The 24,716-nt window shown below is 59.9% G+C and carries 23 protein-coding genes; 12 read left to right on the forward strand and 11 right to left on the reverse strand.

Annotated elements, in window-relative coordinates; translation table 11 throughout:
• Window positions 1-229: 229 nt before the first annotated feature.
• From CLV41_RS20995 to ndk, 3 genes are all read right to left on the reverse strand, one after another.
• Window positions 230-2,326: a molybdopterin-containing oxidoreductase family protein gene (locus CLV41_RS20995; RefSeq protein ID WP_103224439.1), complete on the reverse strand. Its 2,097-nt coding sequence runs from the start codon at window positions 2,324-2,326 to the stop codon at window positions 230-232.
• A 122-nt stretch (window positions 2,327-2,448) separates the two neighbouring features.
• Window positions 2,449-2,895, reverse strand: coding sequence for an EF-hand domain-containing protein (locus CLV41_RS21000; protein WP_103224440.1), 447 nt, complete (start codon window positions 2,893-2,895; stop codon window positions 2,449-2,451).
• A 280-nt stretch (window positions 2,896-3,175) separates the two neighbouring features.
• Window positions 3,176-3,598, reverse strand: a complete 423-nt coding sequence (gene ndk, locus CLV41_RS21005; RefSeq protein WP_103224618.1) for a nucleoside-diphosphate kinase — start codon at window positions 3,596-3,598, stop codon at window positions 3,176-3,178.
• A gap of 238 nt (window positions 3,599-3,836) precedes the next feature.
• Between ndk and CLV41_RS21010 the strand changes: the two genes are divergently transcribed.
• The 3 genes from CLV41_RS21010 to CLV41_RS21020 all read left to right on the forward strand — a co-directional run bounded on the left by CLV41_RS21010 (window position 3,837) and on the right by CLV41_RS21020 (window position 7,466).
• Complete coding sequence (locus CLV41_RS21010) at window positions 3,837-4,718, forward strand: DUF4344 domain-containing metallopeptidase (RefSeq protein WP_103224441.1); 882 nt, start codon at window positions 3,837-3,839, stop codon at window positions 4,716-4,718.
• Window positions 4,719-4,881: 163 nt separating this feature from the next.
• Window positions 4,882-6,768 carry an ABC-F family ATP-binding cassette domain-containing protein gene (locus tag CLV41_RS21015; RefSeq protein ID WP_103224442.1) on the forward strand — a complete coding sequence of 629 codons (1,887 nt, stop codon included), beginning with the start codon at window positions 4,882-4,884 and terminating at the stop codon, window positions 6,766-6,768.
• Entirely contained in the window at window positions 6,768-7,466 is a 699-nt protein-coding gene (locus CLV41_RS21020) for an HAD family hydrolase (RefSeq protein WP_103224443.1), read from the forward strand. Before CLV41_RS21015 ends, CLV41_RS21020 begins: the two co-directional genes overlap by 1 nt.
• A gap of 49 nt (window positions 7,467-7,515) precedes the next feature.
• Here the strand turns inward: CLV41_RS21020 and CLV41_RS21025 are convergent, their stop codons facing one another.
• Window positions 7,516-7,908 (reverse strand): rhodanese-like domain-containing protein, encoded by a 393-nt coding sequence (locus tag CLV41_RS21025; RefSeq protein ID WP_103224444.1) that lies wholly within the window; start codon window positions 7,906-7,908, stop codon window positions 7,516-7,518.
• A 47-nt stretch (window positions 7,909-7,955) separates the two neighbouring features.
• Window positions 7,956-8,408: a DNA polymerase III subunit chi gene (locus CLV41_RS21030; RefSeq protein ID WP_103224445.1), complete on the reverse strand. Its 453-nt coding sequence runs from the start codon at window positions 8,406-8,408 to the stop codon at window positions 7,956-7,958.
• On the opposite strand from CLV41_RS21030, the gene CLV41_RS27855 reads away from it, so the two are divergent.
• The 3 genes from CLV41_RS27855 (at window position 8,392) to CLV41_RS21040 (ending at window position 10,224) form a co-directional block, all read left to right on the forward strand.
• Window positions 8,392-8,595, forward strand: coding sequence for a hypothetical protein (locus CLV41_RS27855; protein WP_170107275.1), 204 nt, complete (start codon window positions 8,392-8,394; stop codon window positions 8,593-8,595). The two genes, CLV41_RS21030 and CLV41_RS27855, sit on opposite strands and share 17 nt — an antisense overlap.
• Window positions 8,596-9,103: 508 nt before the next feature.
• Window positions 9,104-9,460, forward strand: coding sequence for a PRC-barrel domain-containing protein (locus CLV41_RS21035; protein WP_103224446.1), 357 nt, complete (start codon window positions 9,104-9,106; stop codon window positions 9,458-9,460).
• Window positions 9,461-9,663: 203 nt separating this feature from the next.
• Window positions 9,664-10,224, forward strand: a complete 561-nt coding sequence (locus tag CLV41_RS21040) for a type 1 glutamine amidotransferase domain-containing protein (protein WP_103224447.1) — start codon at window positions 9,664-9,666, stop codon at window positions 10,222-10,224.
• A gap of 81 nt (window positions 10,225-10,305) precedes the next feature.
• On the opposite strand, the gene CLV41_RS21045 is transcribed toward CLV41_RS21040, so the two are convergent.
• Complete coding sequence (locus CLV41_RS21045; RefSeq protein WP_103224448.1) at window positions 10,306-11,805, reverse strand: leucyl aminopeptidase; 1,500 nt, start codon at window positions 11,803-11,805, stop codon at window positions 10,306-10,308.
• 246 nt (window positions 11,806-12,051) lie between these two features.
• Here CLV41_RS21045 and lptF point away from each other — a divergent pair, with 246 nt between their 5' ends.
• From lptF to rsmA, 6 genes are all read left to right on the forward strand, one after another.
• Window positions 12,052-13,227: an LPS export ABC transporter permease LptF gene (gene lptF / locus CLV41_RS21050; RefSeq protein WP_103224449.1), complete on the forward strand. Its 1,176-nt coding sequence runs from the start codon at window positions 12,052-12,054 to the stop codon at window positions 13,225-13,227.
• Window positions 13,227-14,318, forward strand: a complete 1,092-nt coding sequence (gene lptG / locus CLV41_RS21055; protein ID WP_103224450.1) for an LPS export ABC transporter permease LptG — start codon at window positions 13,227-13,229, stop codon at window positions 14,316-14,318. Before lptF ends, lptG begins: the two co-directional genes overlap by 1 nt.
• Before the next feature lie 63 nt (window positions 14,319-14,381).
• Entirely contained in the window at window positions 14,382-16,700 is a 2,319-nt protein-coding gene (locus CLV41_RS21060; RefSeq protein ID WP_208987649.1) for an LPS-assembly protein LptD, read from the forward strand.
• Between the two features lie 240 nt (window positions 16,701-16,940).
• Window positions 16,941-17,861 (forward strand): SurA N-terminal domain-containing protein, encoded by a 921-nt coding sequence (locus CLV41_RS21065; RefSeq protein ID WP_103224451.1) that lies wholly within the window; start codon window positions 16,941-16,943, stop codon window positions 17,859-17,861.
• A gap of 6 nt (window positions 17,862-17,867) precedes the next feature.
• Complete coding sequence (gene pdxA / locus CLV41_RS21070) at window positions 17,868-18,890, forward strand: 4-hydroxythreonine-4-phosphate dehydrogenase PdxA (RefSeq protein ID WP_103224452.1); 1,023 nt, start codon at window positions 17,868-17,870, stop codon at window positions 18,888-18,890.
• Window position 18,891: 1 nt separating this feature from the next.
• Window positions 18,892-19,743: a 16S rRNA (adenine(1518)-N(6)/adenine(1519)-N(6))-dimethyltransferase RsmA gene (gene rsmA / locus CLV41_RS21075; protein ID WP_103224453.1), complete on the forward strand. Its 852-nt coding sequence runs from the start codon at window positions 18,892-18,894 to the stop codon at window positions 19,741-19,743.
• Between the two features lie 153 nt (window positions 19,744-19,896).
• Here the strand turns inward: rsmA and gmk are convergent, their stop codons facing one another.
• The 5 genes from gmk to CLV41_RS21100 form a co-directional block, all read right to left on the reverse strand.
• A complete protein-coding gene (gene gmk / locus CLV41_RS21080) occupies window positions 19,897-20,601 on the reverse strand; it encodes a guanylate kinase (protein WP_103224454.1) in 705 nt (234 codons plus the stop codon).
• 5 nt (window positions 20,602-20,606) lie between these two features.
• Window positions 20,607-21,500 (reverse strand): YicC/YloC family endoribonuclease, encoded by an 894-nt coding sequence (locus CLV41_RS21085; protein ID WP_103224455.1) that lies wholly within the window; start codon window positions 21,498-21,500, stop codon window positions 20,607-20,609.
• Between the two features lie 57 nt (window positions 21,501-21,557).
• Entirely contained in the window at window positions 21,558-22,688 is a 1,131-nt protein-coding gene (gene mltG, locus CLV41_RS21090) for an endolytic transglycosylase MltG (protein ID WP_103224456.1), read from the reverse strand.
• 227 nt (window positions 22,689-22,915) lie between these two features.
• Entirely contained in the window at window positions 22,916-24,181 is a 1,266-nt protein-coding gene (gene fabF, locus CLV41_RS21095) for a beta-ketoacyl-ACP synthase II (RefSeq protein ID WP_103224457.1), read from the reverse strand.
• A gap of 86 nt (window positions 24,182-24,267) precedes the next feature.
• Window positions 24,268-24,501: an acyl carrier protein gene (locus CLV41_RS21100; RefSeq protein ID WP_008194310.1), complete on the reverse strand. Its 234-nt coding sequence runs from the start codon at window positions 24,499-24,501 to the stop codon at window positions 24,268-24,270.
• Between the last annotated feature and the right edge of the window lie 215 nt (window positions 24,502-24,716).

Consider the following 24,716-nt stretch of genomic DNA (forward strand, 5'->3'; position numbering starts at 1 on the left):
TTTTTCAGGCAATCTGGACAGATCTGCAGCCTGGCGTCCTGACAGGCAGGAAACACAGTTCGCGTCCGCAGAAAATCACATCGCGCCTGATGAGCAAGAATCTCTCTGGCATCACGGTAAGTTGCTTACGTGACTTGATCAATCTGCCATTTGGGAAAATGCGCGCTCGTCCACGACACCCGTTCTCACTGGGCTGGAAAACACCGGGAAACACGACGCCTCCGGAGAGTTAAACCGCTCTCACCCACACGGCGGTGTCGTGAAACGCCGCGCCGCCATAGGGCGCGACCGGGTCGGCACCGGTAAGGGTGTTGATGCCCTTGCCGTCCTCGAAAGCGTCGTTGGGCCACAGGCCTTCGGAAATCACGGTCCCCGGGGCGACGATCTCAACCAGCCGAGCATGAAGCGTGACCACGCCGCGCCGGTTGCCCATCGTCACCTTCGCGCCGTCGCCGATGCCGAAACGGGCGGCGTCGTCCGGTCGCAGCCAGGCCTCGGGCCGACCTTCCTTTTTCCTTGAACTGTCCGTCTCGTTGAAGGTCGAGTTGAGGAAGGAGCGCGCCGGGGCCGTCACCAGGCGGAGCGGATGCTGTTCGTCGGCGATTTCGATGCTGTCCCACTGGTCGGGCAGCTCGGGCATCGTTTGCCAGGGACCGAAAGGATCGCCCTCCGGCTTGTTGGGCGCCGCGGAGCGGCCCCAGTCCGGCCTGAAATGGAACCTGCCGTCCGCGTGGCCGAAGCCATTCAGATAGTGCGCGGTCTCGAAATCCGGCTGCAGGTCGATCCATTTGCCCGCTTCCAGATCCTCGAGCCTCCCGTAACCGGAATTCTCCAGCATCCAGCCGATATGATCGCGCACGCTCATATCGGATCCCGGATGAGATCTTGCACTGACACGTTCGGCTATCTCGTTGATAACAAAAATATTCTCGCGCGGCCCCTCTGGCGGCTCAACCGCCTTCGGCCCGAGCATCAGATACTGGTGCCCGCCACCCTTGTAGATATCGTCATGTTCCAGAAACTGTGTGGCGGGAAGAACAATGTCGGCCATTTTCGCCGTTTCGGTCATGAACTGTTCGTGGACCACGGTGAACAGATCCTCACGGGCAAAGCCCTGTTTGACCCGATCCTGCTCCGGGGCCACCGACACCGGGTTGGTGTTCTGGATCAGCATGGCCTTGACCGGGGGACCTCCGCGCAAGGCGGCTTCATCGCCGGTCAGGATACGCCCGATCAGGCACTGGTCGAGGGCGCGCACGGCAGGATCTTGCAGCGATCCGGCCTCGATCATCTCCTTGTTGAGCTCGTAGATGGCGCCGTTGTTGTGAAAGGCGCCGCCACCCTCGTATTTCCACGCGCCGGAGACAGCGGCAATCGAACAGGCGGCATGCATCGCAACGACGCCGTTGCGCGAACGGGTGAAGCCGTAACCGAGCCGGAAATAGGTCTTTTTCACTTCGCCGATCAGCCGCGCGGCTTCCTCAATGCGAGCAGCTTCAAGCCCGGTGATCGCGGCGGCCCATTCCGGCGACCTGGACTGAAGATGGGCTTCCAGCTCGTCCGGGCAGTCGGTGAATTTTTCCAGATAGTCCCGGTCGGCGAAACCCTCACGGAAGAGAACATGCATGATCGCGCAGGCGAGTGCGGCGTCTGTGCCGGGTTTCACGATCAGGCCGATATCGGCCTGTTTCATCGTCTCGGTCCGGTAGACATCGACGACGATGATCCGGGCGCCGCGTTTCTTGCGCGCCGCGATCGCGTGGGTCATGACGTTGACCTGGGTCGCGACAGGATTGGTGCCCCAGATGACAATCTGGTCGGAAACCGCCATCTCGCGCGGATCGGGTCCGGCAAGCCTTCCCGTCCCGGCCACGTAGCCGGTCCAGGCCATGTTGGTGCAGATACTGTCGAACTGACGCGAATAGCCCTTGGTGTGGCGCAGCCGGTGAATGCTGTCGCGCTGGACCAGCCCCATCGTTCCGGCATAATGGTAGGGCCAGACGCTTTGCGCGCCGAATTCAGCTTCGGCCGACAAAAATCTCTCGCCGATCAGGTCGAGAGCCGCGTCCCAGGAGATTTCCTCGAAGCTGCCCTCGCCCTTGCCGCCAACCCGGCGCATCGGCTTCAGCAGGCGTTCGGGATGATAGAGCCGTTCCGCGTAGCGAGCGACCTTGGCGCAGATCACCCCGGCCGTGTAGTCGTTGTCCCTTGCCCCGTTCAGGCGTTTGACCTTGCCATCGGGATCGAACTGCACGTCGAGGGCGCAAGTGGACGGACAGTCGTGAGGACAGGCGGAAAAGGCGGTTTTGGGCGGCAGCTGTGTCATCTCGGTCCAATCGGATTGAGCCGGCAAGTTCCCCGCCCTTCGGCCGCCTGTCAAGCCCGGAGACACACCACAACGCGCCCCCGGATCAACTGACCTTCAATTGGAATCGATCGGAAAAACCGTCAGTTCTTTCCAGGTCCGAAATCGGCCAGCGACACCACGCCATCGCCGTTGCGGTCGATCTTCATGATCCAGTCAGGCGCGTTGTCCAGAAACTCCGCCTGGGAGACCTTGCCGTCGCCGTCGTTGTCGTTGACCTCAAGACGCATGCCATTCGCCGGATTTCGGGCTCCGCGTCCCATACCTGCCGGCTCGTTTTCAGCCATGTCCAATGCGCGGGCCTCGTCGAACAACTCGTATTCCTCCGCATCCAGGTAGCCGTCGTCATTGGCATCGAAACTGGCGAAAACATCACTCCTGCGCAACCGGGCTTCTTCAACGGTCACTTCGCCGTCGCTGTCGAGATCCCAGTTCTCGATGAAATGAGCGCCAGGCCCCTCGCCCGCCAGCACCGAAGGAACTCCGGTCAGCGACATCAGGGCGGCTATCGCGAATACAGACGTTTTCATGATCTTGCCTTTCTTGATTTATTTCGAATGTATGAAAGTTTTGGTCAAAAAAAAGGTCTGTTGAGGCGGGAACACTCACCACCAGACCGGCAAGCGGCGTTGGTTGAGCGCATGATCCTTCTCCCGTTCCGTTCTCCGACATATTGAAGATAAGATGTACATGGTCGAAATGCTGTCGTGCACTCGTAAGAATGTGTAACAGCCTGTAACGCACCAGGGTCTGTAGACGCAAAAAGCCGGCCCCGAGGGACCGGCTTTCGACAGAATGTCTTTAAAACCTTCAGCCGACGAGTTCGACGCCGGAGAACCAGAAGGCGATTTCCTCGGCAGCCGTTTCCGCTGCATCGGAGCCGTGTACGGAGTTTTCACCGATGGACAGGGCATGTGCCTTGCGGATGGTGCCCTCGGCCGCGTCGGCCGGATTGGTCGCGCCCATCACTTCACGGTTCTTGGCGATGGCGTTTTCGCCTTCCAGCACCTGAACGACGGTCGGGCCGGAGGACATGAATTCGGTCAGTTCGCCGAAGAACGGGCGTTCCTTGTGAACCGCGTAGAAGGCTTCCGCTTCGCGCAGGGACATCCATACACGCTTGGAGGCGACCACGCGCAGGCCGGCTTCTTCCAGCTTGGCGGTGATGGCACCGGTCAGATTGCGTTTGGTGGCATCCGGCTTGATCATGGAAAACGTGCGTTCAATCGCCATGGTTTCGTCTTTCTCGTTGCAGGAGCGCCCGGCGGATCTGCTGGGCCGGCTCATTCAGGAATTTCGCGGCCTTCATACCGGGGCCCCGCGCGGCCCGCAAGGGGCAGCCACAAGACAATCCCGCGTCGATGTCTTGCGCTCGTCGGGAAGTTTACTGGCATTGACGGCAGGTGCGGCTTAATCTGTGCGCACGGGGGCTGACCAGATCGGCCGGACTTCAAGACGGATTGCGTATCGAATGACAAGACTGGCCGCGATACCCGGACGCCTCGCAACGCTTGTGAGCGGGGGGATCTTCTTCCTCGCCTTCTTCTGCCTTGCGGCCGTGCTGACACAAGCGGGCGCGCAGGAAAACGAAAACTACTACGCCAACCTCGAAGAAGACCTGGCGGAGCTTTCCGCCGAGGAGCGCGAGGAACTCCTGCTGTTCGTTGCCGGCAATGCCCTGCACACGCTCTATCACGAGGGCGGGCACATGCTGATCTCCCTGCTGGAGCTACCGGTTCTGGCCCAGGAGGAAGACGCCGTCGACAATCTTGCGACGGTCACAATGCTGGAAATCGAAACGGGCGATGTCGACCTGATGCTCAGGGACGCCATGATCGGCTGGTTCCTGATGGCCGAGACCACCGGCGAGAACCTGGTCTTTTACGATGAGCACGATCTGGACCTGCAACGCGGTTTCAGGATGCTGTGCCTCATGGTCGGGGCGGATGAGGAAGCCTTCATGGATCTCGCCCGTGAGCTGGACCTGCCTGAGGACCGGATCGAAAGCTGCGCCTTCGACTATGCGCAGGCGTCCGAGTCCTGGCAGTTGGCAACCGCGTCCTTTGCTCGCGAGAGCAATACGCCGGCCGGCAGGATAAAAGCCGTTCACGACCCGGCTCCAGAAGGTCTGAAGATCCTTGCGCAGTTCCTGAAGACCAGCGAGCTGCTGGAGGACGTCGCAAAGGAATTCGACACACGCTACGACATTCCCGAGGACATCACCTTCCGCGCAGCTGCCTGCGGCGAGGACAACGCATTCTGGGACCCTGAAGCACGCGAAGTCATCCTCTGTCACGAAATGCTCGGCGCTTTCGCCGATCTTTATCTCGGTCTGCTTTACGAGGAAGAATGAGCCTCTCCTCGAAAAGAACCTTATCCTTTTCGCACGAAGTTGAACGCCACGCGCCATTTCGCTGCCGGAGGTTCGTGCAGCAAAGCCACAGCCCGCGACATGATGGGGTAAAGCCAAGCTTTCCTCTTGCATCCTCGCGCCCGGTTCGCCAAATATCCGGCCCATGTTGCAAATTACAGATGTCACCTACCGGATCGGGGACCGCCTCCTGATCGAAAACGCCAGCGTCACGTTACCCGGCAAGGCCAAAACCGGCCTTGTGGGGCGCAATGGTGCGGGCAAATCGACCCTTTTCAAGATCGTCACCGGCGATCTTTCCACCGAGACCGGTTCGGTGCAGATCCCCAAACGCGCCCGTATCGGACAGGTCGCCCAGGAAGCGCCCGGTACCGAAGAAACGCTGATGGAGGTGGTTCTCGCCGCCGACAAGGAGCGCAGCCGCCTGCTTGCGGATGCCGAAACGGAGACAGACCCGCACAGGATCGCCGAGATCCACATCCGTCTTGCCGATATCGACGCGCATACCGCGGAAGCGCGCGCGGGGACCATCTTGTCCGGTCTGGGCTTCGACGCCGAAGCGCAGCAAAGGCCCTGCTCGTCGTTCTCCGGCGGCTGGCGCATGCGCGTGGCGCTGGCGGCGGTGCTGTTTTCCGAGCCCGACCTGCTGCTGCTCGACGAGCCGACCAACTATCTAGATCTGGAAGGCACGATGTGGCTTGAAAACTACGTCGCCCGCTATCCGCACCAGGTGCTGCTGATTTCCCACGACCGGGACCTTCTCAACAACGCGGTCGACAGCATCGTGCATCTGGAAGGCGGCAAGCTGACCTATTATTCGGGCGGCTACGACAGTTTCGACCGTCAGCGGCGCGAGGCGTTGATCCTTGCCGGAAAGGCCAAGGAAAAGCAGGACGCCCAGCGCAAGCACATGCAAGCGTTCGTCGACCGGTTCCGCTACAAGGCCAGCAAGGCGCGGCAGGCCCAGTCACGGCTCAAGATGCTGGAAAAAATGCAACCGATTGCTGCCCTGACGGAAGGAAGCAGCAAGCCGATCCATTTCCCCAACCCCGAACAGCAGCTTGCTCCGCCGATCCTGAAGCTCGAGGACGTCTCCACCGGCTATGGAGAGACGAAAATTCTCTCAAGGCTGACGCTAAATATCGATACGGACGACCGGATCGCCCTGCTGGGTTCCAACGGCAACGGCAAGTCGACATTCGCCAAGCTGATATCCGGCCGGCTCGACGCGATGGACGGTGAGATCACCAGGGCGTCCAAGCTGAAGATCGCCTTTTTCGCCCAGCACCAGCTCGACGAACTGAAGCCTGCGGAGAACGCGGTGGCGCATGTGCGCGCCCTGATGCCGGGAGCGCCGGAAGCCAAGGTGCGGGCCCGGGTGGCCCGTTTCGGCCTGCCCACCGACCGGATGGACACCCCCGCGAAAGACCTGTCCGGCGGCGAAAAGGCCCGGCTGCTTCTCGGTCTCGCCACTTTCGACGGACCGCATCTGCTTATTCTCGATGAGCCGACCAACCACCTGGACATCGACAGCCGCGAAGCGCTGGTGATGGCGCTCAACGACTTTCAGGGCGCCGTGGTCCTGATCAGTCATGACCGGCATCTTGTGGAAGCCTGCGCCGACCGGCTCTGGCTGGTGGCCGGCGGCAAGGTTGAGGCATATGACGGCGATATGGAAGACTACCGCCGTCTGATCCTGCAAGGACCCGAGGCGGCCCGCAAGGCCCGCGAAAAGGCGGCGGCCGAAGAGGCCGACAACGCCTCCGCGCAGGAAAAGCGCCGGGGATCGGCGGAAAAGCGCAGCCAGTTGAAACCGCTGAAGCTGAAGATCGCCGTCGCCGAAAAGGAAATCGCCCGGCTTCAGGAAAAAATCGCCAAGCTCGACAAGGCTCTCGCCGATCCGGCTTTCTTCGCCCTCGATCCGCAGCGGGCCGCCAAGTTCGCCAAGGAACGCGCCTTTTGCGAAAAGAAACTGGTGAAGACGGAAGAAGAGTGGCTGGAACTTTCCGCCGAGTACGAGGAAGTCGGCTGATGGCCGCGATCACGACACTTGGTTTCGACGCCGATGACACTCTCTGGCACAACGAACGTGTCTTCCGGCTCACGGAAGACCGTTTCGCCTCCCTGCTTGCCGGCTACTCCGAAAGCAGCCATCTCAGGGAGCATCTTCTGGCCGCCGAACGGCGCAACGTGCTCCATTACGGCTTCGGGGTCAAAGGCTTCACCCTGTCGATGATCGAAACCGCGATCGAGGTCACAGAGCGGCAGGTCCCGGTGGATGTGATCGCGGAAATCCTTGAAGCCGGACGCGACATGCTGCAACACCCGGTGGAACCGCTGCCGCGCGTGGAAGACACTCTGAAGGCCCTCAAGGGCATCTACCGCCTTGTCCTCATCACCAAGGGTGACCTGTTCGACCAGGAACGGAAGATCACGGCCTCCGGTCTCGACGTCTATTTCGACGGTATCGAAATTGTTTCAGACAAAAACGCCGAAACCTACAGAACCCTGTTTTCCCGTCACGGAAGCGGCCCAACCGAGGCGATGATGGTCGGCAATTCCCTTAAATCCGATATTCTGCCTGCTCTCGATGCCGGGGCATACGGCGTCCATGTGCCTTACGAGATCACCTGGGGGCTGGAAGAAGCGGATGAACCGCAGGGCAAGGACAGGTTCCACCGCGTCGACCATATAGGCAAGGTGCCGCAGCTTCTGGCGCGGCTGAGTTAGAGTCCGTACCCTAGCAGAGCTGTGTCCAAGCCTTTGCGCCCTTAGCCAGTCAGTCTTTCCGTTCCACAGGTCCGCCCTTCTCCACCCAGTCGGTGAAGCCATCCTTCAGATGGGCTGCCTTGAATCCCATGTCGTTGAGCGTTGCCACGGTCAGGGCCGAGCGCCAGCCGGAAGCGCAATGGAAGATGAAACGTCTGTCTTCGGCGAAAATTTCCTTGAAATACGGACTTTCCGGATCGACCCAGAATTCGGCCATGCCGCGCGGACAGTGAAAGCTCCCAGGGATAAAACCGGACCTTTGCCGTTCGCGTACATCGCGAAGGTCGACAAACACCACTTCCGGATCGCCGTGAAGGGCAATCGCATCACCGGTCTCGATTTCCTCGATCCGGTCCCTTGCCGACCTGACCAGGTCTTGCGAAGACAATTTCAGTTTGTTCATGCATTCCTCTCCGGTTTCCGTCCAGCCTTCATACCAGATAGCTGGTATCAGGCCTTCTTCTCCCAACTCCCGGCCTCTGTCTGCTGCCAGTAGGCGATGTCGAACCCCTGGTCCTTTGCCTCCTTCCAGCGCATCCGGGCTTCCTGAACGGCGTCCTGGTCATTGCCGTCGAACATGTAGATAGCCCTTGTGTAGGATGCGAGCGGCGGCGGCGGCGCGCGATCCACCAGAAAGCGGACATCCGCATCGTTTGGATTGTCCTGCTGCGCTGTCAGGTAGATCGGCTGATGTTCGGCATGGCCATCGGCCTTGGTGCCATGCGGCAGGAAACTGTCATCGGCGTAGGTCCACAGATGCGCATCGAGCGCGCTGCAGCGCTCGTCGGATCCGGTCTGCACCACGACCTTCCAGTCCCGCTCCAGGCATTTCAGCAACAGCTGTGGCAGCGCCGCCTCGAGCGGTTGGTGCAGCAGGTGGTAAAACATGACTTCAGTTGTCATCGAAGAAAGCGGAACCTTGTTTCAATTAAGGCGTTTCCCGCCAGCGCCCGGAAGTTATCCAGAGGCAACGGGGGAAGGTGATGCAGTCATGCAACAACAGAGCCGCCAAATGGGTTTGGCGGCAAACGCGGCATGGACAGGCAACAAGACTCGTATCATTAACCCTTCGCAAATGTCGATTGGCTAGATTTCGTCCCTGGGGACGATCCATGGATCAGGTGATTTGAGCTGGTGAGCGGTTATTCCGAACCGGCTTAAAAGGGGATTTTGTGAATGCTTGCACGTGTTGTTGTGTTTTGTGCGTTAGTGGCTGTCGTTGCCGGCGCCACCGTTGGAATGGGGCTCCTGGTCGAACCGGCCACCGCTTGCCAGGCCTATAAGACCTGCTGAACGCCTCACTTCTGTCTTTCGAAAAACCCGTCCTCGCGACGGGTTTTTCTTTTTCCGGCGAGCATCCCGCATCCGAATTCAAGCGATCGGGCGCTCTCGGGCGATCAGCATATGGTCTGCCTTCCTCTTCCGCGGGTCATGCCCGTAAAGAGATCCGGATTCGCGGGTCAGCCCTGCCCTGTCCGGGCTGAAGTTCCATTCGTTTGAGAAATTATTTTTCGATAAAATTCCCGCGCCCACACGGAACCGAAGCAAGAGCGATTTGTTTTCCTGCTGCCTGCAACGAATTTGCAAGGAGAGGAAAAATGGATCAGAAATTTGCCAGCTCGGCAGTGGTGAACTCGAAGGATGTGAACGGTACCGCCGTCTACGGAATCGAGGGCGAAAAGGTCGGTGAAATCGATCATCTGACGATCGAGAAAAACAGCGGGACCGTCACATTCGCGGTCATGACCTTCGGCGGATTCCTGGGTTTTGGACAGGATGAGTATCCCATTCCCTGGAAGAAGCTCAGCTACGATGTCTCCAAGGACGCCTTCGTCACGGACATCAGCGAGGAACAGCTGAAGGGCGCGCCGCGAACGCACCCTGACTGGCACTCGGACCGTGAGTGGGAGAAGCGATCTTTCGACTATTTCTCTGTGCCCTACTACTGGATGTGAGGAACACCCTCCCAACACCCGGCCGGCGAAACCCGGCCGGTATCCAGTCGCGTTCCAGGGTTCACGTACACGTAATTTCCGGGAACGCTCCCCCTTCCCGGCCGTTTACCCATCGAACCAACTGAAAGTCTTCCCTTCGAGGGCGAGGCGTTACCGGCGATCGCCCAATCCGTGACCGCCGTGCAAAAAACAGGAGATTCCATATGCCGAAGATTACCGAAGCCAAAATTCTCATCATGGCGACACATGGATTTGAACAGTCGGAACTCGAGGTGCCGCTCAACAGCCTGCGCGAACAGGGTGCGACCGTCCATGTCGCGACCCTGGACGGCAAGGCCATCAAGGGCTGGAAGGAAAAGGACTGGGGCGACGAATTCAACGCCGATCTGAAGATCAGCGACGTCAACGTCGACGACTACATCGCCCTGGTTCTGCCGGGCGGCCAGATGAACCCGGATATTCTGCGCGCCGACAAGGAAACGGTCGCCAAAGTCAGGGAGTTCGTTTCCGCGGACAAGATCGTCGCGGCCATCTGCCACGCGCCCTGGCTGCTGATCGAGGCCGGTGTGGTGAAGGGCCGGGAGATGACCTCCTACCATTCCATCCGCACCGACCTGAAGAACGCCGGCGCTGATGTTGTCGACAAGGAAGTCGCCATCTCGAACGGCATTGTCACCAGCCGCTCTCCGGAAGATCTGGAGGCGTTCGTCGCCAAGATCGTCGAAGAAGTCGAGGAAGGCGAACACGAGCGCAAGGTCGCCTGAGCGGCTTTGTCCCCGCTCAGAAAAAGGGGCGCGTCCTGCCGGGACGCGCCCCTTCTGTTTCTGTCCGGCCGGCCTTGCCGATCAGCTCTCGTAGTGATCCGCCACCAGTTGATTCAAAAGACGCACGCCGTAGCCGGATGCCCAGCTCTGGCAGATATCGTCCTTTGGCGCGCCAAAGGCGGTGCCGGCGATGTCCAGATGCGCCCAGGGCACGTCATTGGCAAAGCGCTGAAGGAACTGCGCCGCCGTGATCGAGCCTGCCCAGCGGCCGCCGGTGTTCTTCACATCCGCGTTGGGCGTGTCGATGATCTTGTCGTAGTCGCTTGAAAGCGGCAGGCGCCACAGGGGTTCGCCGCTTGCCTGTGCCGAAGCCAGCAGCTTGCCGGCCAGATCGTCATTGTTGGAGAACAGTCCCGCGTTGAAGTTGCCGAGCGCGACAAGCACCGCACCGGTGAGCGTTGCCAGGTCGATCATGATGGCCGGCTTGTATTTCTGCTGGGTGTACCAGAGCGCGTCGGCCAGTACGAGGCGGCCTTCCGCGTCCGTATTGAGGATCTCGATCGTCGTGCCGGACATGGCCGTGACGATGTCGCCGGGCCGCTGCGCGTTTCCGTCGGGCATGTTTTCAACAAGCCCGATGACACCGATCACATTGGCCTTGGCCTTGCGGCCGGCGATGGCGTGCATGGCGCCAACGACCGCTGCCGCCCCGCCCATATCGCCTTTCATGTCCTCCATCCCGGCAGCGGGCTTTATGGAGATGCCGCCCGTGTCGAAGACGACGCCCTTGCCGACCAATGCGACGGGCGCCTCGCCCTTCTTGCCGCCATTCCAGCGCATGACCGCCAGGCGCGGGGGACGAACAGACCCCTGGGAGACGCCGAGCAGCGCGGCCATCTTCAGCTTCTTCATTTCCTTTTCACCGAGAACCTCGACCTCGACACCCAGCTTTTCAAGCTCTTCCGCCTTCCTGGCGAATTCGACGGGACCGAGGATGTTGGCCGGTTCGTTCACAAGGTCGCGCGCCAGGATCACGCCGTCGGTTACGGCCTCCGCGGAGGTCCAGGCTTTCTTGGCGCCCTTCAGATCGGCAACCGACAGGGTGAGCTTGAGATCCCTGTCCTTGTCTTCTTCCTTTTTCTTCGTCTTGTAGGCATCGAAGGCATAGGAACGCAGTTTGGCGCCCATCGCGAATTCCGCCGCCGCTTCCGCGGAAATCTCGACGCCCTCGGGCGCATCCAGAAGAACGGTCGCGGCGTCCGCCTTGGCTTTTTGAAGTTCGGCGAAGACAGCGCCGCCGAATGCGCGCCAGTCTTCCCTGCTCAATTCGCCAGGCTTGCCGATACCAAAGACGATCAGCCGGTCCAGGCCAAGTCCGGCCGGGGCGACCAGATCCAGGCTGGATTTCTTTTGCCCCTTGAAGCCGGCGATCCCGGCGGCGCGCTGCAATCCGCCCTCAAGAGCGGAAACGACCTGACCGGCAACCGTGCCCAGGGACAAATCCTCGCCGGCCAGGATCACGGCCACGCCCTTCTTCGGAGCTTCTGCTTTTGAAAATGAGGTTTTTGCAAGTTTGATCATTCGTCGGTCCTATTTGTTCTGGATCTTCGTCCGTTCAGAGAAAGTCGGTAGCAGGGCGGAACCAACCTAACTCTGTGATTGCGGTACTTCCTGCAAATCATGGGGTTTCAACAGCTTTTGGGCAAGTGGGATTAAATTTAATGCAGGTTAACCATTCTTATTCATGGGCCCTTCACCACATTACGTGTTATTCGGAGATGCGCTGAATTATAGTCATCGTTTCAAGGGACATGGTCCGGCAACTTTATGAAAACGCTCGAACGTTACATCGTCCGCCGGACCGCCTACGCCTTCACGCTGACAATTGCCGCGATGACGGGTGTCGTCTGGGCGACGCAGGCCCTGCGTCAGCTTGATCTGGTCACTTCGAAAGGCCAGACCATCGTTCAGTTCATCGGCATCACGATTCTGGCCCTGCCCTTTCTGATCGTGATCGTCGCGCCCTTCGCACTGATGATCGCACTCATCCTGGTGCTGAACGCATTGTCCGGCGACAGCGAGCTTATCGTGATCGATGCCAGTGGCGGCTCGCGCTTTCTGGTGCTCAAGCCCGTCCTGCTGTTTTCCACGGTTGTCCTGCTGCTGACAGCCAGCATGTCGCTGTATTTCGCACCGATGGGCCTTGCCCAGCTCAGAACGGAAATCACCCGGGTGCGGGCGGACCTTGTCGCCAATATCGTCAAGCCGGGCCGCTTTATCACCGTTGAGAACGGCCTGACCTTCCATATCCGCAACCGGTCGGGCAAGGGCACCCTGGACGGCCTGCTGCTGCACGACACAAGGGACGAGGCAACCGCATTCACCTACCAGGCCGACACCGGCCTGATCATCGAAGCGGCCGACCGGACCTTGCTGGTCATGCAGAACGGCACCATCCAGCGCCGTCCCAAGAAACAGGGCGACATCTCAATCGTCCGCTTCCAGTCCTACGCCTTCGACCTGTCCAATCTCATTCCCGAAGCCGGCGATCCGGTCTACAAGGCGAGTGAGCGGACAACGGCCAACCTGCTGTCGTCGGCAGGTAAAGACGACTATGCCCTCAAAAATCCCGCAAAATTGACGACAGAGCTGCATGAACGCTTCAGCCAGCCGCTTTACTGTATTGCCTTCGGCCTGATTGTCTTCGCCTTTCTGGGAAAGGCCCGCACGACGCGCCACGGCCGGGGCCTTGCTGTTGTGGGAGCGATTTGCGCCTGTGTGCTTCTGAGAACGGCCGGTTTCGGCGTGACGGCGATTTCGGGCGGCTCCACCGCGCTACTGGGCCTGCTTTACCTGGTTCCTGCCGCCGGGTCGGCACTCGCGCTCATGTCAATATTCCGCGAACAGCGCGGTGCGGAACCCAAATGGCTGAGCTCTTTTCAACTGGCTGTCCATGAACGGATCGAAGCCCTGACCAACCGTGTGAAGGGAGGCCTGGCGTAATGCTCGGAGGAACCCTGTCGGTCTATTTCTCGGGACGATTCCTGAAGGCGATACTCGGCCTGCTCCTGTTCGCGGCCGTTCTGATCTATCTGTTCGATGTTCTGGAACTGATGCGGCGTGGCGGCGACCGCGAAGGCTTCACCGTCCTGCGGGTGGCGCTGATATCCGCTCTGCGTGTGCCCCTTCTTCTGGAACAGGTGATCCCCTTTACCGTGCTGTTCGGCGCCATCGCGGCCTTTGTGACGCTGAGCCGCGGCCTGGAACTGGTGGTCACCCGGGCCTCCGGCATTTCCGTCTGGCAGTTTTCCCTGCCCGCGATCATCGTCGGCATCGTGCTCGGCGTGCTTTCCGTGACGGTCTACAATCCCGCCGCCGTCTGGTTTCAGCAAAAATCGGACGAAGTCGCGGCCGGCCTGTTCGGATCGGAGGAAAGCTTTCTCATGCAGACCTCCAATGATGTCTGGGTCCGCCAGGACGGGCTCGACGGGGAATCGGTGCTGCTGGCCAAGAAGCTTCTGGAGGGCGGGACCCGGCTGATCGGCGTGACGATCTTCACTTTCGACAAGGACGGAACCTTCCGGGAGCGGATCGAGGCCGACGAGGCCCGCCTGGGAGACGAAATCTGGTACCTGGATGACGCGATCGTCTACACGACCGAGCAGGATCCCCAGACTTATGGTCGTTATGAGGTGAGCACCTTTTTGACCGCAACCGAGGTTCGGGAAAGCATCGGGTCACCCGAATCGATTTCCTTCTGGAAACTGCCCCGTTTCATCGAACTGGCCAGAAACGCGGGGTTACCCGCCTACCGGTACAATCTGCAGTACCAGTCCCTGCTGGCAAGGCCGCTTCTTTTGGTGGCCATGATTTTGATCGCAGCGGCAGTTTCCCTTAAAGTTTCACGGTTTGGCGGATTGGGGAGCATGATTCTGGGTGGAATCCTTTCCGGGTTCGTGCTTTACGTTCTAACCGAGCTTGCCAAGGACTTCGGGGGGGCGGGTATAGTACCTCCCGTGGTGGCCGCGTGGGCGCCTGGAATATTTGGAGTACTAATGGGGTTGACGATTCTCTTGCATCAGGAAGACGGGTAAGGGCCTATGTCTTTTCCGTTTTTCCTGAACACAGAGATTTGGTCCGAAAGGGGCAGACGGCTGGTGGCGGCGAGCGCGTTTGCCATTGCGGCAACCCTTTGTCATGCGGTCACGGTCCCCGCGCATGCCCAGGACCTTGCAACCGGATTTGCCGGAGATATCGACCCGGATGCCAATCTGCTGCTGGAATCCAGCGAGATCACCTATGACTTCGACCGGGACCTGATCGTCGCGACCGGAGATGTGCAGGTCTATTACGACGGCAACACCGTGCAGGCGCACCGGATTGTCTTCAACCGCAAGAGCCAGGAGCTCAAGGCGGAGGGCAACGTCATCTTCATCGAAGCCAGCGGCAATGTCGTGCGCACCGAAGAGTTGACCCTGTCGGAGGATTTTTCGGAAGGTTTCGCGCAAGCCCTGCAAATCGACACGACCAAACGCACGCGGTTCCTGGCAGAACAGGCGCGGCGCGAAGGCAATAACATCACAACCATCGAGAATGGCGTCTACACGGTCTATACCAAGCCGACCACCCCGCCGGACAAGCCGCCGCTCTGGCGCGTCAGGGCCGAGAAGATCATCCACAATCAGCAGGAAAAGATCATCCGGTTCGAGAACGCCGCCTTCGAGGTCTACGGCCAGCCGATCGCCTACCTGCCCTACCTGTCGATGCCGGACCCCACGATCAAGAGAAAATCCGGTTTTCTCATGCCGAGCGGTATCGTTTCGGACAAGCTCGGCTATGGTGTGACCGTTCCCTATTACTGGGCGCTCAACCCGTACTACGACATGACGACCACGCTAACGCCTCTGACAAAGCAAGGGCTTTTCGGAGACGTGGAGTACCGTCACAGGTTCCATGCCGGCCAGGTCAGCGTCTCCGCCGCGGGGCTTTTCCAGGCGCGTCCCGGCGAGTTTTCGACTTCCAGGGCCGACGAACGCTGGCGCGGCGCCGTCAATTCGCAGGCGTCTCTCAGTCTGACGCGGGACTGGACCCTTGGTTGGGACCTCACCTACAAGAGCGACCGCGCTTTTTTCAAGGACTATTCCTTCACCAGCTTCGGCGACAACAGTGAAACCTCGGAGATCTATCTGGAAGGAAAGACGGACCGCAACGCGCTGACCGTTCGCGCCTACGCTTTCCAGATTTCTCAGGAAGACTATGTCGACAGCGAATTCGATGCCAATGGATTTTCTCCGGTCGGCAGTTCGCTGCAGGACAAACAGCCGCTTGTCCTGCCTGTTATCGACTATGACTATGTTTTCGCTGACCCTGTTCTGGCGGGTGAGCTCGCGCTGACCGCCAACTTCACGTCGCTCACGCGCGACGAGACCGACGCCTTCTCGATCAACGGCGGCACGACGGCGAAATTCCGGGGGGTGGACGGCACGTTCTCCCGCCTGTCTGTCAAGGGGAACTGGCGCCGGACCTTCGTCGACCCGCTCGGCCAGTCCTTCACTCCCTTCGCCTATATGCGCGGCGACCTGTTTTTTCTGGCATCGCCCGATTCCGACGTAACCGCCCTGAGCGGGGAGAGTTTTGTCGGCCGCGCCATGCCGGCCATAGGCCTTGAATACCGCTATCCCTTCATCGCCACGTTTAACGGCGGCAACCAGATTCTCGAGCCGATCGCGCAGATCGTTGCCCGTCCCAACGAACAGCGCATCGGGGAACTGCCAAACGACGACGCACAGAGTATCGTCTTCGACACCACGACCCTGTTCGACTATGACAAGTTTTCCGGATTTGACCGCGCCGAGGGCGGCACGCGTTTGAATGTCGGCCTGAACTACAAGCTTCAGCTGGACAGCGGCTATTACGTCAGCGGCCTGTTCGGCCGATCCTACCAGCTGGCCGGGGAAAACTCCTATGCGGTGCCGGATATTCTGGGCGCCACCGAGGATTCAGGCCTTGCCACGACCCTGTCCGACTATGTCGGCAGCCTCTATCTGGATACGCAATATGGCGTGAAGCTCGGCGCGCAGGCGCGTATGGACAAGGACGATTTCTCGGTCAACCGTGTTCAGGCTCAGGCTACCGGTATATACGGCCCGGTGGTTTCCACTCTCGCCTACGCCTTCCTGAATGCCCAGCCCGATGTCGGCATCGACGCCCCCCGGGAAGAGCTTCTGGGCTCGGCGAGCCTGCGGCTGCAAGAGAACTGGCGTGTCTTCGGATCGATGCGCTACGACCTGGAAAACGACAACATCGTTCAGGACGGCTTCGGGATCGGCTATGACGACGAAGGCTTCTCCCTGTCCGTCTCCTATGCCGAAGACCGCAGCCGCAATGACGGCGACGAGGTGGACCGCACGCTCTATTTCCGGATCGGCCTCAGAACGATCGGCAATACGCAGGTTTCCAGCGGTGCACTGAACTAGGTCAGTTTCCTTTATGGGCCGGTGACCCAGGCCGCTTAACACAACATCAGAGCAGTCCGGGCACTTCCGCAAAGTCATCATACCGCCATGAAATAAAGCATGATGCGCGGAAACTTTGAATTTGTGGCCGCGATATGCGACACAACTGATCACAGACACATCAGAACGTGAGGCGATTCCTTTAAGCCGCGTCACGTTCAAACTTCGGTTTGGCCTCAGGCCAGCACGGATGGTTAGGCAATGCGACTTCGTTTCGTCCCGGTTTTCTTCAGCCTCGCGCTGGTCCTGGCGGTCCCTTTTTCCGGATCGGCAACGGCCGCGATCAAGGTTATCGTCAACGATATTCCCATCACCGACTATGACATTACCCAGCGTTCCCGGCTGATCACACTGACACAGCGCAAATCGGCCTCGATTGCAAAGCGTCAGGCGGAAGAGGAACTGGTCGACGATCTGATCAAGCTGGCCGAAGCGGAACGGGTCGGCATCGAAGTCAGCCGGACCGAAGTCGACAACGCCTTTAACAACATTGCCAGCAATGTGAAAATGACGCCTTCGCAGCTTTCCAAGGCCCTGAGCAGCGGCGGTGTCAAAGCGGACACGCTCAAAGACCGCCTGAAGGCGCAGATTGCGTGGAACCAGGTTCTGAGCCGCCGCTTCAGCGGTAATATCGATGTGGACGAGTCCGATATCATCGCGGCGCTCAAAAAGACCGATGAGGAAGACCGGCAAAAGTCGGTCGAATACGATCTCAAGCGCGTGATCGTCGTCGTGCCGAAAAATGCCTCCGGCGGTTTCAAGTCCAAGCGCAAACAGGAAAGCAACCAGATCCGCGCCGCCTTCAGCGGTTGCGACAACTCGGGCCCTATTTTGGGAAAATACAGCGAAGTGGTCGTCCAGCCGATCGGCCGCCGGCTTGAGACGGAACTGCCGAAAAACCTGCGCTCGGAGATAGAAGCTCTGGAACCCGGCAATCTGACCAAACCGACCATGACCCCTATCGGCTATGAAATGATCGCTCTTTGCGGCAAACGTGAGATCGCATCGGATATCGCCGTGCGCACCGAGCTGGAAAATGAGTTGCGCGCGAAGGAAGGCGAAAGCCAGTCCCGCCGTTACCTCTTGGAAATCCGCCGCCGCGCGACCATCATCTACCGCTGAGCCGATATGGGCCGCCCCCCTAAAAAACCGATCGCCGTCAGCATGGGGGAACCTGCGGGTATCGGGCCAGATCTGGTTCTTCTGGCCTGGGCCAACCGCAAGGCTCTCCATCTGCCGCCGTTCTATGTGCGCGGGGATAAAGCCCTGCTCGCCAGCCGGGCGCACGCGATCGGTCTGAATATCCGCCTCGAAGACGTGTCGCCGGATCAGGCCGGCGCGCATTTTTCAAAGTCCCTGCCGATCGTGCAGACGGGTCCCGCTCTGGTGGACCGGCCGGGCGTGGAACAGGCCGAAACCGCCTCTTCGGTCATCGCCTTCATCGAAGGCTGTGTCGAAGATATCCGCGGCGGCCTGGCCTCCGGCCTGGTTACCAACCCGATCAACAAGGCCGCGCTCTACAGAACCGGGTTTTCATATCCAGGCCATACGGAATTTCTGGGTGCGCTTGCCGGCAAACACTGGCCCGGCGCTCCGGCAAAACCGGTCATGATGATTGCCGGTCCGGACCTGATGGTCGTGCCGGTGACCATCCATATTCCGATCAAGGACGTTCCGGCCGCCCTGACCGAAGATCTCATTGTCGAAACCGGGGAAATCACCGCGCATGACCTTCAGACCCGTTTCGGGTTTTCCAATCCGCGGCTGGCGATCTGCGGGCTCAACCCGCATGCGGGGGAAGACGGCACCATCGGCACGGAAGACCGCGATGTTATCGCACCGGCGGTCGCGCGGCTGAAAGCGGCGGGTATAGCGGCAACCGGCCCGCATTCCGCGGATACACTGTTTCATCCCCCGGCGCGCAAGGCTTACGACTGCGTGCTCGGCATGTATCACGATCAGGTGCTCATTCCGGCCAAGACAATCGGCTTCGACGAGGGCGTGAATGTTACCCTCGGCCTGCCCTTCGTGCGCACCTCGCCGGACCACGGTACGGCCTACGGGCTGGCTGGCTCCGGCACGGCCCGCATCGACAGCTTCTCGGCGGCTGTGCGTCTTGCGGATGTTCTCGCCAATCCCGATCAGGTGTAAATTGGCCCAGTTAGACGATCTGCCCCCGCTGCGCGATGTGATCGCGGCTCATGGTCTGGATGCAAGAAAGTCGCTGGGACAGAACTTCCTGCTCGACCTGAACCTGACCTCGCGCATCGCGCGGTCGGCCGGAAGCCTGGAAGATTGCACCGTTCTGGAAATCGGCCCCGGACCAGGTGGTCTCACGCGAGCTCTGCTGGCGGCCGGCGCCAAAAAAGTTGTCGCGATCGAGAAGGACAGCCGATGCCTGCCCGCCCTTGCCGAGATTTCAGCTCGTTATCCGGGACGGCTGGAAGTTGTCGAAGGCGATGCCCTCAAGCTCGATCCCGTTGCCCTCACCGGTGGCGGCAACATACGCATCGCCGCCAACCTGCCCTATAATGTCGGCACGCAACTGCTTCTCAACTGGATCACCACACCGGATTGGCCGCCCTTCTGGTCGTCGCTGACGCTGATGTTTCAAAAGGAAGTCGGTGAGCGGATCACGGCGCCGCCGGGCTCAAAGGCCTATGGCCGCCTCGGCGTGCTGGCCGGATGGCGGTGCAAGGGCGGCATCCTGTTCGATATCAGTCCCAAGGCGTTCACACCGCCTCCGAAAGTCACCTCCGCGGTGGTGCACCTGACGCCCAATCCCGCGCCCCTGCCCTGCGAGCTGACCGCTCTGGAACGGATCACCGCCGCCGCCTTCGGCCAGCGCCGGAAGATGCTGCGGTCCAGCCTCAAGGCGCTCTCGCCGGAGGCCGAACAGTTGGTTGAACAGGCTGGCATCGAGCCGACTGCGCGGGCGGAGGAAATAGACATTGCCGGGTTCGTGAACCTCGCCAATGTGTTCAGGGCAGCCGGGGCGGTTTAAAGTGCCTAATTGGAGTGTGTCGCGTTTAAGCAGAACCATGGGGTCAGGAAGACACCCGAGGCAGCGTTTTCATTGCAAATGCGTTCGGGCGATTTCCTGAATTCGATTTGACGCGAAATGCTATAATCCGGTTCCCGCGCCTCCAGCTCCACTTCACTCTTCGGCCAGTTCCTTCTGCAGATCATCGACCATGCCCTGAATAAGCGGACCGATCCTCGGGGAGCGGAATTGCTTGAGGCGTTCCGCCCTCAGGATCGAGCGGACATTTTCGAAAGCGCGTTCCAGATCGTCGTTGACGACCACATAGTCGTATTCCCCCCAGTGGGACATCTCTTCGACCGCGGTTTTCATGCGCTTGGCGATGACTTCCTCGGTGTCTTCGGCACGCCTGTGCAGACGGGATTTCATTTCGGCGATCGACGGCGGCAGAATGAAGATGGAAACGACGTCGGACCGCATTTTCTCGTAAAGCTGAAAAGTGCCCTGGATATCGATGTCGAAGAGGATGTCCCGGCCGTTCTCGATGGCATTTTCAACGGGCGCTCGGGGCGTCGCGTAGTAGTTGCCGTGCACTTCCGCCCATTCCAGGAGTTCGCCGTGATCGCGCATCTGCTCGAACCGCTTGGCGTCCAGAAACTCGTAATGCACGCCGTCGACTTCGCTGGAGCGGCGCGGCCGGCTTGTCACGGAAATCGACAATTCGAGATTGTCTTCCTTTTCCAGAAGCAGGCGCGCGATGGTGGACTTGCCGGCACCCGAAGGGGACGACAGGACCAGCATCAGGCCCCGGCGCTGCTGCTCCGCCTGCTCCGCGCTGACGGTCGTTCCAGCCGGGGTTCCAGTGCGCGCCTCACTCATATGGTCTACTCCAGGTTCTGTATCTGCTCACGCATTTGATCGATGACCGCCTTCAGGTCCAGCCCGATCGCCGTCAATTCGACATCGTTGGACTTGGAACACAAGGTATTGGCTTCGCGGTTGAATTCCTGCGCCAGAAAATCGAGCCGGCGGCCAATCGCCCCGCCGGCGTCCATCAGCTCGCGGACGGCGGAGACATGGGCATGCAGCCTGTCGAGCTCTTCCCGGATATCCGCCTTTGTCGCCAGCATTACCGCTTCCAGGTGCAGGCGCTGCGGGTCGAGCTGTCCGTCGGAGACATCCATGAGATCGAGAACCAGCTTCTGCAGCCGGGCCCTGATCGCCTCCGGCCTGCGGGCCGGCAGGTTTTCGGCCGCCTGTGTCAGCTCCGCGACGGTGTCAATCTGCTTGCGGACGATGCCGCTGATCGCATGACCTTCCGTATGGCGCATATCGACCAGATCGATCAGGGCGGCGTCGAGAGTGGTCAGCAGCGCGTTGTGAAGGGCGGCCTGCGCATCCGCATCCTCTTCCGGTTCCTTCAGCTCGAACACGCCTTTCTGTGACAGGATACCGTCAAGGGAAGGCGGGGCGAGATCCGGCACGCGGTTTTTCAGAAGGTCGATCGTCGAAAGCACCGCATCAAGAGCTTTTTCATTTACCTGAAGCTGCTGTTCGGCCTGGCTCCGCTGCATGGCGAGACCGATCGTGACATTGCCGCGCCTGAGAAGCTTGCCGCAACGTTCTCTTATCTTCGGTTCCAGCGTTTCCAGTCCGGCCGGAATGCGAATGCGCAGATCCAGGGATTTGCCATTGACGGACCTGAGTTCCCAGGTCCAGCGGACCGGTCCCGTTTCCCCCAGGGCCCGCGCAAATCCCGTCATGCTGGCCAGTGCCATAAGCCCCCCTTGCGGACGTTATGCGAGCGATATCCGCCTTACGTCCCGGCTACCCGATCAGTTGGACGTCGCCGGCTGTGTTGGCTGGTTCCGTTCAGCTTCTCGCAGGTCCCGTTCAATCTGCCGCCACTTGCGGACGTTTTCCTGATGCTGCTCATAGGTTTCGGCGAAAATGTGCCCGCCGGACCCGTCCGCGACGAAATAGAGATCCTTGGTCCGAGACGGATTGGCCACGGCCTCCATGGCCGCGCGGCCAGGATTGCCGATCGGCCCCGGTGGCAGCCCCTCGATCTGATAGGTGTTATATTCATTTTCCGCCTTCAGGTCCGACTGCTTGATCGCAGAGCGGTCCCGCAGCCAGGCTTCACCGCCATAAAGACCGTAGAGAATGGTCGGATCGGACTGCAGACGCATGTTCTTGTTCAGACGGTTGACGAACACACCCGCCACGCGCGGCCGTTCATCGGCCAGAGCGGTTTCCTTTTCAACGATCGATGCCAGGATCACCAGCTCTTCCGGCGAGGCGACCGGCAGGTCCTCGGAGCGGCGCTCCCAGATTTCGACCAGCAGCTTTTCCTGGGCCGCCTTCATCTGGTCAAGAACTTCCTGGCGCGTCGATCCGCGCGCGAAGGTGTAGGTCTCCGGCAGCAGGTCTCCTTCGCCGGGGATCTCCGTGATTTCCCCGACCAGAACCGGATGCGCGCGAACGCGCTCGATAATCTGAGCCGTGGTCCAGCCTTCCGGCACGGTCACGGAATGTGTCACGGCATTGCCTTCCACCAGATCGGTCATGATCTGCTGCATCGAAACGCCCGGTGCAAAGGCGTATTCCCCGGCCTTCAGCCGGGTGGCATTCTTGTAGAAGCGGATGCCGAGATTGAAGATCCACTCATCGATGAGACTGTCCTCGATCACCCCCTGGCTGGACAGCCGGTCGGTGATACCCGAAAGACCCGCACCGGAGGAAATCACCACCGTGGCGTCCTTCTCGAGCGGACCGGCTTCCTCGAACTTTTCCTTGCCGAAGTAAAGCACACCGCCAAGCGCGGCGAGGCCGAACACGGCAAGCGAAATGATCAAGTTGATCAGAATGACGAGCGGATTGCGGACGTGACGGGACCGCTGCGGCGGTCCCGGAGCCGGTTCCGGCTGCAAGGCTTCACGCGGGCTTTTCGGCTTAATGCGCATATTGGATCGCACCTCCAAAACTGAGCCCCAGATCCCTGATTCAGGCTCAAAACCAACCTGCTTTCATATGGGCTCACATAAAAGCGTAAAAGCTGATCGACTTTAAAACGTTAGAGCATCTTGTCCGCGCCATGGCGATCGAAGAATGCCCAAACAGACCAGTGGTCCCGATCAACGTCTCGGGCCGCACCTTGAGAATCGGTGCGGCCCGATAGAATTTGAATGGGTTATGCGGCAACTTTACGGAAGACAAGCGAGGCATTTGTGCCACCGAATCCGAAGGAATTCGACAAGGCGACGTTGATGTCCATCTTTTTCGGCTTGTGCGGCACCAGATCAATTGCGGTCTCGACCGACGGATTGTCCAGATTGATGGTCGGTGGAGCCATGCCGTCGCGGATAGCCAGAACCGAGAAAATGGCTTCGACGGCCCCTGCCGCACCCAGCAGATGGCCGATCGAGGATTTGGTCGAAGACATGGTGAGGCCGGACGCATGTTCGCCGGCGAGCCGGGTCACGGCGCCCAGTTCGATCTCGTCTCCCAGCGGTGTCGATGTCCCGTGGGCATTGACATAGTCGATGTCGGCCGGGGTGATTTCCGCGCGTTTCAGTGCCGCAACCATGCAACGGAAGGCGCCGTCGCCGTCGGAGGACGGGGCGGTGATGTGAAAAGCGTCGCCGGAGAGCCCGTAGCCGATGACCTCGGCGTAGATATTCGCGCCTCGACGCACGGCATGCTCATATTCTTCCAGAACCACGACGCCGGCGCCCTCACCCATCACGAAGCCATCGCGGGCCTTGTCATAGGGCCGCGATCCTTGTTCGGGTCTGTCGTTGAACCCGGTGGACAGGGCCCTGCACGCGGCAAATCCGGCGAGCGACAAACGGCAGATCGGAGACTCGGTCCCACCTGCCACCATGACATCCGCGTCGTCGAAGGCGATCAGGCGGGCTGCATCGCCGATGGCGTGTGCTCCGGTGGAACACGCGGTCACCACGGCATGATTCGGTCCCTTGAGACCGTGACGGATGGAGACATAGCCGCCGGCCAGATTGATGAGGCGGCCGGGAATGAAAAACGGGCTGAGACGCCGCGGGCCTTTTTCCGCCAGCAGATACGCCCCCTGTTCAATGCCCTGAAGTCCGCCGATGCCCGAGCCGATCAACACCCCTGAACGGACTTGCTGCTCATAGGTTTCGGCCTTATAGCCTGAATCGGCCATTGCCTGTTCGGCGGCAGCCATGGCGTAGACGATGAAGTCATCGACCTTGCGCTGCTCCTTGACTTCCAACCAGTCGTCCGGATTGAAAGCACCTTCTGCGGAGGGATCGCGCGGGATCTGGCAGGCGATCTGACAGGCCAAATCGTCGACTTCGAAATTGGTGACCTTGTTCGCCCCGCTTTTGCCTTCGAGGATCTTTTTCCAAGTGACATCGACACCACACCCAAGCGGCGTCACCATGCCAACCCCAGTTACGACAACTCGCCTCATACACCTGCACTTGCGTTGGAAAGGCCTGGCGGGGACCTGCCCCGCCGGCACCATCTTTCAGATCAAAATCAGGAAGGGCTGAGCCCTTACTTGTTGGCTTCCAGAAACTTGACGGCGTCGCCAACAGTCAGGATGGTTTCTGCTGCGGTGTCCGGGATTTCCACGCCGAATTCTTCTTCAAATGCCATCACCAGTTCAACGGTGTCGAGGCTGTCCGCGCCGAGATCGTCAATAAAGCTTGCGCCTTCCACGACCTTTTCCGCATCCACACCGAGGTGTTCAACGACGATTTTCTTTACCCGATCCGCGATATCGCTCATCTTTTATTTCCTTAGTTTTCGTCTGTTCATCTCTGGCGAAGCTGTCCCGCACCGGTTTCCAGGAAAGCGGTGGCGGGCGATCGCTGTCTTCAAGATGCCTACGCGCAGGCAAGATGAAATTCCGAACACGGAATTTCGAACTTGACTGCGCAATTCGTAACAATCGGCGGGTTGGTAACATACTTTGTTGCCCTTTACCAGCCGGTCCAGACCGC

Source organism: Roseibium marinum, from assembly GCF_002906165.1.
Taxonomy (GTDB): domain Bacteria; phylum Pseudomonadota; class Alphaproteobacteria; order Rhizobiales; family Stappiaceae; genus Roseibium; species Roseibium marinum.